Consider the following 13609-nt stretch of genomic DNA (forward strand, 5'->3'; position numbering starts at 1 on the left):
AAAGGTTTCAATTTGTCTTGACTCGATAAGTGCAGCGAGTTCAGAAAGTGTTGAATGAGCAAAGATGTCTGGAATTGATATTTCAAGGTGGAATTCATCACGCAGCCTTGCCATTAGTTGAATAATGGATAAGGAGTTTCCACCCAGATCAAAGAAGCTGTCATGGCGTCCCACCTGTTCTAATTTCAATAAAGTCTGGAGGATGACGGCAACCTGTTGTTCGATTTCTCCTGCGGGCGCTTCGTATTCACGGCTGGCGATGGCAGTACGATCAGGAACCGGCAGGGCTTTGCGATTGACTTTTCCACTTGCAGTCAGAGGGAAAGCGTCCAGAATGACAAATGCGTTGGGCATCATATAGCCAGCCAGATGGGTATTAAGCTGTTCACGCAAGCTATTGACATCCGGTGTAACATCGGGTTGCGGAATAACATAGGCCACCAGTCGCTTATCACCGTTATCTTCTTCACGAGCCACAACCAGCGCTTCCCTGACACCGGAGCAGGCCAGCAGTTGCGTTTCAATTTCGCCCAGTTCAATGCGGAAGCCACGGATTTTGACCTGAAAATCATTGCGTCCCAGATATTCAATGGTGCCATCAGGCAGCCAGCGCCCCAAATCACCCGTTTTATACATGCGGGCATCCGGTTGCTTGCTGAATGGATCGGAAACAAACTTCTCCGCAGTTAAATCTGGTTGATTCAGATAACCCCGGGCAACACCCGTACCGGCAATATAGATCTCTCCGCTCACACCGAAAGGAGCCGGATGACCAAGGGTGTCCAGAATATAGATTTGAGTATTGGCGTTTGGATAGCCAATCGGAATAACGCCGTTGATTAGATTGGAGCGGTTATCGATCAGGTGAGTGGCTATCACCGTGGTCTCAGTTGGGCCATAAGTATTTATCCAGCGGCAGTTCTGAACCTCTGGAAGCGACTGCCAATCCATCAAATGGTGGTATTCGGCTTTCTCTCCGCCAACAATGATTGCACGTAAATAAGTGCTGAAACCGGTGCGGCCTGCTTTCATTTCCTGTACCCAGTGATGCCAGAACGCAGTCGGCAGATCGATGATAGTAATCTTCTGCTGGTTCAGATAATCAACGAATTCCGTATCCGGTACACGAATATGCGCGGGGCGCAGAACCAGCGTTGCACCGGCTGTCAGTGTTGGGAAAATATCGGATACCGATGTATCGAATGCGACTGTTGCAAATTGCAGGATGCGATCTCCCGGCTGAGGCTGGCTGATCTGATGCTGAGCATGGATAAAGCCTGCTACATTGCGGTGTTCAATCATCACGCCTTTTGGCTGTCCTGTTGAGCCGGAGGTATAAATGATATAGGCCAGATGGTGTGGTTTAATCCCCAATTGTTCGGCGTCAGGATTATGCACCGGCTGTTGTGTCATGCTGTTCCGGTGGGCGGCATCATCCAGTAACCAGAAGGACACATTCTGTAGCGGTAAGCGTGCCTGTAAATGCTGCTGGGTCAGCAGTAATACCGGCTTGCTGTCAGATAACTGATAGGCCAGTCGATCAATGGGATATTCTGGATCGAGCGGAACATAGTTCGCACCGGCCTTGAGAATCCCCAGCATGGCAATGATCATATCTGGACTGCGTTCAACACACAGAGCCACGTGATCATCAGGGCACACGCCGAAGGCAATCAGGCTATGTGCCAGTTGGTTGGCGTGGTAATTCAGCTCTGAGTAACTCAGTTCGGTATCACCAGATACCAGCGCAAGAGTATCAGGTGTCCGAGCCGCTTGTTGCTCAAATAATTGGTGAATCAGCATATCCTGCGGATAGGTTTGTTCAGTGTCGTTAAAATCCACCAATAGTTGAATGCGCTCTGCCGGAGGCAGGATTTCGATCGCTGCGATTGAGTGTTCCGGTGCATGTTGCAATGCAGATACAATCTCTTTCAGCGCAATTTCCATATAAGCATTCAGGCGAGCCGGGTCGATCTGCTGACTGCATTGTGCGGTGAGGGCGAATCCATCATCAAAATCATCCACGTCCAGCGACAGCGGATAATTACTGCGCTCTTCCCCACTGAGAATTTCCACGCCTTCCCAGACCTGTGATGTCGATTCCATTTCGTCATGTGGACTATGGCGGAAATTGAGCAGGCTGTTAAACAATGGCAATGGTGCCTGAATACTACTGCAACGCTGGGCGACTGCCAGTGGCGCCTGTTCGTGATCCAGTAATTCACTCAATTGCTGATAGGTTTCCTGTACGGCTTGCTGAACAGTGCGTGTCTGTAATTGAACACGGACAGGCAGAGTATTGATAAACATACCGAGCACTTGTGACGCGCCAATCCCGCCTTGCAAGCGTCCCAGCAGAACCGTGCCGAATACCACATCATCCCGTCCACTGCATTTCGCCAGTACTTGTGCCCATGCAACATGGAACAATACCGCTACACTCATGCCCTGCTTCTGGGCGCACTCCCGAAGATTGTGAGCCAGGTTGCTATCAAGCGTGATGACATCTTCCACTATCTCGTTATGTTGGCCTTCATCATGGTTGCTACTTTCATGACTCCCACTTTGCACATCCAACAATCCGAATGGCAGAGTAGGTTCATCCACATCGCCCAACAGTTTGCGGAAATAATCCTGATGTGCTTCCAGCGGGACACTGCGGGTTTGAGCGATAAAATTACGATAAGGCAGCGGGGCGGGTAAGCTGTCTCCTTCTCCCAAGAACAGGGCTTTCACTTCATTGAAGATCATATCCAGTGATACGTGATCGCAAACTAAATGGTGATGCAGTAAGGAGAGCAACCATTGTCCAGATTCAGGATCTTGAACAATGTGCGCTTCCAGAAGAGGGGCTTTGGTGATATCCATCCTGACTGTGCGCGGGTCGGTAGAGCGGCGTAACTGTATCTCAGCCTTTTCTTCCGTGGATAATGTGAGTTCCGTAATTGGCAGTGGCGCACGACGATAGACCACTTGTACGGGTTCCGGCAGCTCCTGCCAATGGACAGCGCTGCGCAGGATATCGTGCCGATCAATTACCTGCTGGAACACGTGTAAGAAGTTATCCAGGCGTGTCCGGCTGTCAAAAGCCATAAGCTGGCTGTCCAGATAAATATCACCTTCTGTTTCCAGCAAATGGTGGAACAGGATGCCTGCCTGCAAAGGTCCCAGAGGATAAATATCCTGAATATTTGTGACACCCTCCGGCACGAGGTTAACTACGCTGTCAATCTGGTCTTGCGTCAATTCCACCAGTGGCAGCATGTCTGGCGTAATGGCCTGACTATTTTCACTGATCAGATTCGGCGGAACAGTCAGTAAGGTGACACCCTGAACAGTATTCTGATTTAAGCGGGAACTCATGGCTGCCAGTGTTGGCGCAGAGAAGACGGCACTGACTTCAAGGGACAGGTTAAGCTGACGCAGTTCTTCGATCAGATTGACCACCAGCAGCGAATGTCCACCCAGCTCAAAGAAATTGTCATGGCGCCCCACCTGTTCCAGACCCAGCAGGGATTGCCAGACCACAGCCAGTTGTTGTTCGGTTTCACCTTGTGGCGCTTCGTATTCGCGGCTGACGATGGCTGTACGATCCGGTGCCGGCAGTGCTTTGCGATCCAGTTTTCCGTTGGCGGAGAGGGGGAAAGCATCCAGCATGACAAACGCACTAGGAAGCATATGTTCCATCAGGCTGGTGCTCAGTTGCTCACGCAAATGGGACGGGCTGAGAGTGACCCCTGATTGTGGGATTAAATAGGCAACCAGACGCTTATCACCCATGCCTTCTTCACGGGCAATCACCACAGCATCACTGACGCCTTCACAAGCCGCCAACTGGGTTTCAATCTCGCCCAATTCAATACGGAAACCGCGTATCTTGACCTGAAAGTCATTGCGTCCCAGATATTCAATGGTGCCATTGGGCAGCCAGCGTCCTAAATCCCCCGTTTTATACATACGGGCATCCGGTTGCTTGCTGAATGGATCGGAAATGAATTTCTCTTCTGTTAAATCTGGTCGGTTCAGATAGCCACGGGCAACCCCTGCGCCGCCAATATGGATTTCTCCGCTTACCCCGATGGGAACTGGCTGACCATGCGTATCCAAAATATAAATGCAGCTATTAGGCAACGGATAACCAATTGGAATTGTGTTTTCGAAAGAAACAGATTCTTTGTTATCCAATTTCAGGGTGGTGGCAATGACGGTTGTTTCAGTCGGGCCATAGGAGTTGATCCAGCGGCAGGATTGCGTTTCTGGACTCGACAACCAATTCATTAAGTGGCGGTACTCCGCTTTCTCGCCACCAACAATAATGGTGCGCAGGTAAGGACTGAAACCACTGCGGCCTTCCGTCATCTCCTGTACCCAGTGATGCCAGAACGCGGTTGGCATATCCATGATGGTGATTTTCTGCTCGCGCAAGAATGAGACAAATGTCATATCCGGTATTCTGATATGGGGCGGACGCAGAACCAGTGTGGCACCGGATGCAAGAGTCGGGAAAATATCAGAGACTGATGTATCAAATGCCATAGTGGCAAATTGCAGGATACGATCTCCCGCTTTGGGTTCGCTGGTTTTATGTTGCGCGTGGATAAAGTTCACTACATTGCGATGTTCCAGCATCACGCCTTTGGGCTGTCCGGTCGAACCGGAGGTATAGATAATATAAGCCAGATGGTGCGGATGAAGCCCCATTTGGCGGACATCAGGATTATGGCTGGTTTGTTGTGCCACGGTATTGCGATGGTTTGCATCATCCAGCAACAAGACGGGAATGTCTTGTACTGGCAAGCGAGCCTGTAAATGTTGCTGGGTCAGCAATAATGCAGGTTTACTGTCTGACAACTGATAGGCCAGACGCTCAGCAGGGTATTCTGGATCAAGGGGGAGATAGCCCGCTCCGGCCTTGATAATACCGTACATGCCAATGATCATGTCCGGACTGCGATCAACACAGATAGCAATACGGTCATCAGGACGGACACCTGAGGCTATCAGGTAATGCGCCAGTTGGTTGGCATGGTGGTTGAGTTCGGCGTAACTCAGTTGGCTGTCACCAAAGATAAGCGCAATCGCATCAGGGGTCTGTTCCACTTGTTGCTCGAACAGTTGATGAATCAACTTATCTTGCGGATAACTCAGCGCAGTATCGTTGAACTCCACCAATAACTGGTTGCGCTGTTGTGGTTGCAGCAGTGGCAGGTCTTCCACTTTCAGTGAATCATCTTCGACCATCGCTGCCAGCAGAGTTTGCAGATAACTGGCAAGGCGCTCAATGCTGGTACGATCAAACAGATCGCTGGCATATTCCAGTTCGCCGGCTAATCCATTTTCGGTATCATTCATGGAAAGTGACAGATCAAAATGAGTACTTTGGCGGGTAGAAGGCAGTTCATCCAGCGTTAAATCCAATAACTCAAGCGATTGCTGTATTGGTGTGTTATCCAGCGCGAGCATGACCTGAAAAATCGGACTATGGCTCAGGCTGCGTGGTGGTTGCAGGGTTTCAACCAGTTGCTCGAAGGGCAGATCCTGATGGACATAGGCTTCCAGTGCATGGGCTTTCACTTGTGCCAATAATGAGCTGATTGTGGGGTTGTCTTCCAATTTAACCCTGAGTGCCAGCGTATTGGCGAAGAAACCGATCAAGGGTTCTAATTCACTGTGCTGTCGGTTAGCGACAGGTGTCCCAATAACAATATCCTGTTGATCACTGATGCGGGAAAGCAAGATTGACCAAGCTGCCAGTAATGTCATAAATAGGGTGGAGCTATGGCGCTGGCTCAGTGTTTTTAGGCCATCACTCAACTCAGGGGAGAGGGTAAACGCCACCTGATCCCCACGATAGCTCTGCACCGCAGGACGTGCTCTGTCTGTAGGCAATTCCAATAAAGCTGGCGCACCTTGCAGTGCATCACGCCAGAAATTTACTTGTCTTTCGAGGACTTCGCCCTGTAGCCACTGACGCTGCCAAAGGGCATAGTCAGCATACTGGAGTTTCAGCACCGACAGAGGATCAGGCAGCCCCTGATGGAAAGCACGATAAAGGGTAGTCAGCTCATACATCAGGACATTCAGTGACCAGCCATCTGAAATCATGTGGTGCTGGGTTAATAACATCACATGTTCGTCTTCTGCGAGTTGCAGCAGTTGACCGCGAATTAATGGGTCAGTTTCAAAGTCAAAAGGATGGTTGCTCTCAAACTGTGCGGCTTCATCAATGGCGGTTTGTTTTTCTGCGTCAGTTAACCGGCTGAGATCTTTGAACGTTAAATTAAAACCGCAGTCAGCTTCCGCAATGATTTGCTGAGCGACACCATCTGTCATTTTTATCGTCGTACGCAAAATTTCATGACGGGCAATAATTCTGTCCAATGTCGCTTGCAGGGCACTCTGGCTCAGGTTACCTTTCAGACGCAAACCGCCGGAAATGTGGTATGCCGTCTGGGCGGCAGCATCTAACTGAGCCAGGAACCATAGGCGTTGTTGGGCCCAGGATAGCGGAATAACCTGCTGCCGGTTGGCCGGTGATATTGTTTGTTGTGCTAATTGCTGTGCCGGCGGGTTAATTGTATTTAATGATTGAGCCAAATCCGCCAGAATTGGATGAGTGAATAGATCCTGTAAATCAACTTTAATATTGAGTGCCTGACGTAAACGGGAAGCCATCTGCACTGTCAGTAAAGAGTGCCCGCCCAATTCAAAGAAGTTGTCATGACGTCCCACCTGCTCCAGTCCCAGCAGGGATTGCCAGACTTCTGCCATTTTCTGTTCGGTTTCACCTTGAGGTGCTTCATATTCCCGACTGGCAATGGCAGTGCGATCAGGTTCTGGCAGGGCTTTGCGATCCAGTTTGCCGCTTCCGGTCAGCGGGAACGCGTCCAGCATGACAAATGCGCTGGGGATCATGTACTCCGCCAGGTAGGTGCTTAGTTGTTCACGTAGCTGCGCGGGTTTCAGTGTCACATCAGGTTGTGGTATGAGGTAGGCTACCAGACGTTTATCACCCGTCGCTTCTTCGCGGACAATCACCACGGCATCTTTGACGCCTTCACAGGCCGCCAGTTGTGCTTCTATTTCGCCTAGTTCAATACGAAAACCACGTATTTTGACCTGAAAATCATTGCGTCCCAGATATTCGATGGTACCGTTTGGCAACCATCGGCCCAAATCACCACTTTTATACATGCGGGCATCGGGGTATTTGCTGAATGGGTCGAGTACGAAGCGTTCTGCTGTCAGCTCCGGCCGATGCAGATAACCACGGGCAACGCCCGCACCGCCAATGTGAATTTCTCCGCTGACACCGATAGGGACTGGCTGACCATAGGTATCCAAAATATAAATTTTGCTATTGGCGTTTGGATGACCAATCGGAACAGAGCCGGTGATGTGATACGAATCTTCTCCATTCAGAATCAGGTTTGTTGCTGTAACGGTGGTTTCAGTTGGGCCGTAGGAATTGATCCAGTGGCAGAACTGAGTATCCGGCAATGATTGCCAATCCACCAAGTGGCGATATTCTGCTTTCTCCCCGCCAACAATCACGGTATTCAGATAGAGGCTGAAACCAGTCCGGCCCGCTTTCATCTCTTGTACCCATTGGTGCCAGAAAGCGGTTGGTACATCTATAATGGTGATCTGGTGCTGATTCAAAAAATCGATAAATGCTGTATCCGGTACGCGGATATGGGCAGGGCGCAGAATCAGAGTCGCTCCCGCTGCCAGTGTTGGGAAAATATCAGACACGGAGGTGTCAAATGCCATTGTTGCAAATTGCAGTATGCGATCTTCTGGCTGAGGCTGGCTGATCAGGTGTTGGGCATGAATAAAACTGATCACATTGCGGTGTTCCAGCATGACCCCTTTGGGCAGACCGGTTGAACCAGAGGTATAGATGACATAGGCCAGATGGTGTGGCAAAAGACCCAGTTGACTGGCATCAGGATTATGGATCGGCTGTTGTGCCAGAGTATCCTGATGATTTTTATCATCCAATAACCAGACCGGAACGTCCGCAACCGGTAAATTAGCCTGCAAGTGTTGTTGGGTCAGCAGTAACTTCGGTGTGCTGTCTGATAATTGATAAGCCAGTCGTTCGGCGGGGTATTCTGGATCTAATGGAACATAACCCGCTCCGGCTTTGAGAATGCCGAACATGCCAATGATCATATCCAGACTGCGATCAACACACAGAGCTATGCGATCGTCTGGTCGTATACCAGATGCTATCAGGCTGTGAGCCAGTTGGTTGGCGTGTTGGTTCAGTTCCGAATAAGTCAGTTGGGTATCTTGGTATACCAGTGCGATAGCGTCAGGTCTTGATTCTGCCTGTTGTTCAAACAGCTGGTGGATCAGTTTATCCTGAGAATAAACCAGTTCCGTGTTGTTAAAATCCACCAGTAATTGTTTGCGCTGTTGTGGCTCCATCAACGGCAGTTCAGCTACTCGTTGAGTGTCATTTTCTACCATTGCCGCCAGTAAGGTGTATAAGTGACCCGCCATGCGCTCAATCGTGGTATGGTCAAACAAATCACTGGCATATTCCAGATCGCCCACTAAACCTTCTTCAGTCTCATCAAGGCTCAATGTCAGGTCAAAATAAGAGCTGTCCCTGATTAACGGCCGTTCATCCAGTATCAATCCGGGTAACTCAAAATGCCGTTGTCCCGGCGTATTATTTGTTGCCAACATAACCTGAAAGATTGGGCTATGGCTCAAACTGCGTGATGGTTGCAGGGTTTCGACCAGTTGTTCGAAAGGCAGGTCTTGATGGGCATAAGCATTGATTGCCTGTTCTTTCACTTGTGCCAGCAGTTCACTGACGGTGGGGTTATGGTGCAACTGCACCCGCAGAGCCAACGTATTGACAAACAAGCCGATTAAAGAGGCTAATTCTGGTTGTTGGCGGTTGGCGACAGGAGTACCGATCACAATATCGTCTTGACCGCTGACGCGAGATAACAGAGTGGCCCATCCGGCCAATAACGTCATGAATAAAGTCGTACCATGGCGTTGGCTGAGATCTTTTAATCCCGCCTGTAATGTGGGTGGCAGAGTCAGGTTTACTCGCCCGCCGATATAACTTTGTTTTGCCGGACGTGGCCGGTCGGTCGGCAATTCCAAAAGGGCGGGAGCATCCTGTAAAGTGTCTCGCCAGAAATTGACCTGTTTTTCCAGCACCTCGCCCTGTAGCCATTTTTGTTGCCAGAGAACATAGTCAGCATACTGGATAGTCAGATCAGGCATTGGATCTGTCTGCCCTTGGCTGAATGCGTGATAAAGCGTGGACAGTTCATTCATTAGTATGCTGACTGACCAACCATCGGAGATAATGTGATGTTGGGTCAACAGCAGAATATGCTTATCTTCTGCCAGTTTCAGCAATCGTCCCCGTACCAGTGGGCCATTAACAAAATCAAAAGGATGGTTTGCCTCAAGATAAGCCGCTTTCTCAATCACCTTTTGCTGTTCTGGGGCCGGTTTTTCTGAAGAAAGTTGACTCAGATCTTCTTGTTTCAGGGAAAACCCACAGTCTGGGTTACCGATGATTTGCTGTGCTTCATCATCTACCATAGCAATAGTCGTACGCAAAATCTCATGGCGTGCGACGATGCGATTCAAGGCGGCTTGCAGGGCATTTAAATTCAGCTTGCCTTGCAGGTTAAGACCTGCCGACATATGGTACGCTGCCTGTGCTGCCGGATCTAATTGAGCGAGGAACCATAAGCGTTGCTGTGCCCAGGATAAGGGCACGCCATTACTGCGAGCCTGAGTCATGATTTCTGTTTTTTGAGTCGGCTGGCGGGTTAGTTTTGCTAATTTGGCTAACTCAAGTAGTCTTCTGCGTTCAGCTAATGGTAGAGATGAGAGCTCATTATTGTTCATTTTTTATCACCATTTAAAACAAATAAAGTAAGACCTAATTCATTGATTTATAAATGTCTTGAAGAGACGCTGAATCAAATTGCTCTAATAGAGAGTTGATAATGCATTCTTCAAGCTGACAAAGAGTCGGGTGTGAAAACAGCTGATGAATGGATAAGCCAACATCAAATGTTTTCTTGATCTGCGACTGTAGTTGTAGAACCAACAATGAATGACCACCAAGTTCGAAGAAATTGTCATAGCGACTTATCCGGTCTAGTCCCAGCAATGATTGCCAAATAGCAGCCAATTGCTCCTCGGTTTCGCCTTCTGGTGCCACATATTCCTGGGTTGACATGGCTGAGTGATCGGGAGTAGGCAATGCCTTGCGATCGAGTTTGCCATTCGGAGAAAGAGGGAAAGCTTCCATCCTGACAAATGCGCTCGGTATCATGTAATCAGCGAGATCCTTGCTTAACTGCTCGCGCAGTTGAGAAATACTGGGTGTAGTATCTTTATCGGGGATCAGATAGGCGATCAGTCGCTTGTCTCCCGTTTCATTTTCACGGGCAATAACCACAGCTTCACGAATGCCGGTGCATTGGGTCAGCCTGGTCTCAATTTCACCCAGCTCAATACGTAATCCGCGAATTTTGACCTGAAAATCATTACGTCCCAGATAGGCGATGCTGCCATCAGGTAACCAGCGTCCCAAATCACCGGTTTTATACAGGCGGGCATCAGGATCGGTACTGAATGGATCGGCAACGAAGCGTTCTGCGGTCAATTCAGGTAAATTCAGGTAGCCACGGGCGACACCGACCCCACCGATATGAATTTCACCAGCGATTCCTACCGGAACCGGTTCCCCGTGTGTATCGAGAATATAAATCTGAATATTGGAAATAGGGTGTCCAATCGGTACTTGTCCGATATGGCGATCCGGAACGCATTGCCAAGCGGTGACATCAATGGCAGCTTCGGTTGGCCCATATAAATTATGTAGTTCACTATGAGGAAAATGGGACAGACATTGCTGCTGCAAAGCATAAGGAAGTGCTTCTCCGCTGCATAAAATCTGGCGCAGGGAATCGCAGCGTTTGGCAGGAATGTAATAGAGAAAACTCTGTAGCATGGAAGGCACGAAATGGAGCGTAGTGATACCGCGTTTTTCTATTTCTTCCAATAAGTAATAAGGCTCTTTATGTCCCCCCGGACGCGCCATCACTAATTGAGCACCGAACATCAGGGGCAGGAAAAACTCCCAGACGGATACATCAAAACTGAATGGAGTTTTCTGCAAAACCCGATCCTGAGGGGATAATTGATAGGTATCCTGTGCCCACAGCAAACGGTTTACAACACCCCGATGCTCATTCATGACCCCTTTGGGTTGACCTGTAGAACCAGAGGTATAGAGCACATAGGCCAAATGACGGGATGTCAGCCCTAAATGGGAAGCATCTAAATTATTGATTAATTCGCTGGTGATATTGGCCTGAACAGTTGGATTATCCAAAACCCAGACAGGAATCTCGGTTGCAGGCAATTGCTCTTGCAAGCCGTGATGGGTCAGCAGGATCACTGGCTCACTGTCTGACAGGATATAAGCAAGTCTGTCAGTCGGATATTCTGGGTCGAGTGGTACATAAGCCGCACCGGATTTTAAAATACCCAGCAGGCCAATAACCATATCCAGACTGCGTTCCATACAAATGGCAACGCGATCATCCGGGTGAATTCCCGCACCGACAAGAGCATGGGCGAGTTGGTTGGCGCGTTGGTTCAATTCCCTGTAGCTAAGTTGTTCATTGTCAAAACTCAGAGCAATTGCATCAGGAGTACATTCCGCTTGCTGTTCAACAAATTGGTGGATCAACATGTGCTGCGGAAAAGGCTTATAGGTGTCATTAAAACCACGAAGAATTTGCTGGCGTTCCTGCTCATCCATCAATAGCAAACGATTAACTGCTTGCTGTTCGTCATCTGCCATTGCCGTTAACAGGTTCAAGAGGTTCTGCATGAGCTGGGAAATGAAGTCAGCATCAAATACTGCGGTATCGTAATAAAAGGCATAACGGATTTGATTATCGACTTCCAGAATATTGACCATCAATGGAACGGGTACATCCGCGTAGTAAGGATGGGGGAAAGGCTGTAATTCTGCGTTACCCCAATGCACCGTCACTGTGTTATCTTCTGCCATCCAAAGTTCGGGCAGGTCATCAACGTATCTGGCTTTTTGAAAAATCATCACTGTCTGGAAAACAGGGTGAACTTCAGTATTACGCTGTAATTGCAGTTGTTCCAGTACCTTGGAGAACGGATATTTCTGGTTCTCAATACCTCGCCGGATGGTTCTTGTGGCCTGTGTAATATGTTCTTGTACTGACATTTCATCGTTGATTTGGCAGCGCAGGGCGACGGGGTTGATAAATTCACCGACCAGTTTTCCCCAACGAGCGCGGCTTCGGCCCGGCATAATAGAGCCGATAATAATGTCATCCTGTTCAGTATAACGATTCAGGAGAACTTGATAGGCGGCAAGAAAGATGGCGAACAAGCTGTTGTCATATTTTGGTGTCAGCGTCTGCAATTTCTTTGCCAAGGATTGGGGGATTTTCTTATATAAAGAAGTTTTTCCTGTGGCGGGTTTGGTACAGTTTTTAGGGGGCCATTGTGAAACCGCTAAATTGCCGGCTAATTTATTTTGCCAGAATTGTTGTTGTTTTTTGGCTCCGGCACTTTTTAACCATTTCTGTTGCCATTCCACATAATCGTTAAAGCTATGTTCTGATATAGGATCTAATGGTTTTTCAGACAGCAGAGCATCAAGTTCATCCAGCAATACCCAATAAGACCAGCCATCAACGGCCAGATGATCAAATGTCAGCACCATTACGCTTTCTTGCTGATTGTACTGATACCAACTGGCATAAACCCGTAGTGGATATGACAAATCAAATACATGCCAGCAGTCGTCCTGAACACATTGCTGAAGCGTTTCTTCGCTGAGGTTTTGTGCATCATGTACTGCAAGTGTGATTTTACAACTGTCTGCTATGCAATAGCCCAGTTCACCATTATGGAGTCCAAAACTGGCCCGTAGCAGAGGGTGTCTTTGCACCAATTTATTGAGAGCTTCTTCTAATCGTTTGGCTGTCAAGCCTTTAATGCGAACACAAAATGCACTATTATTCTGACCACGTTTGTCAGGGTCAATTTGATATTGAAACCAGCGACTACTTTGCGCTTCCGATAAAGGAAATGATTTCAATTTTTCAGGGTAATTCATTCTATAGCTCCCTTTTTATGGGTATATTAAAAATAAAAACATGAGAACTGATAAAACAAAAAATCACACTTGAAGTTAAACTAATAAAAATAACTCTCCGAAATAGATTTATAATCTATTTCTGTTAGTAAGGAGTTTTGGCACACCCAGAACAAACGACATAAAAATACCTGACCATTCTAATAAAAAAGAACAGTCTTATTTTAAATGTGTTTCCCAATTCCTTTTCAGTTCAGAAAGGAATTGGGTTCTGTACGATATTAGATGATTTTACATTAAATTATTTTATTCCACATTTCTAATAATGTTTTTCTAACGCATCTAATTTTATTATGGGTGTTATGTATTAAGTTTTATTATACCTGTCGTCTTTCAAGTTGCAGCTTTGTTGGCTGCGCTCACTCACCCCGGTCACATAGTTATCTATGCTCCAGGGGATTT

Annotated in this window: 1 protein-coding gene and 1 pseudogene; both read right to left on the reverse strand. The window is 48.1% G+C overall.

Going from position 1 to position 13609, the window contains the following annotated elements; all coding sequences use genetic code 11:
* Positions 1–60 precede the first annotated feature (60 nt).
* Positions 61–9786 (reverse strand): annotated as a pseudogene (locus AC5JQI_RS12285) (amino acid adenylation domain-containing protein); the annotation flags it as partial.
* 142 nt (positions 9787–9928) lie between these two features.
* Entirely contained in the window at positions 9929–13168 is a 3240-nt protein-coding gene (locus AC5JQI_RS12290) for a non-ribosomal peptide synthetase (protein WP_493912374.1), read from the reverse strand.
* Positions 13169–13609 lie beyond the last annotated feature (441 nt).

This window comes from Xenorhabdus sp. XBWT, assembly GCF_059072735.1.

Coding starts and splice junctions, on each gene's coding strand:
- AC5JQI_RS12290 (WP_493912374.1), bottom strand. CDS start 13,168: ATGAATTACCCTGAAAAATTGAAATCATTTCCTTTATCGGAAGCGCAA.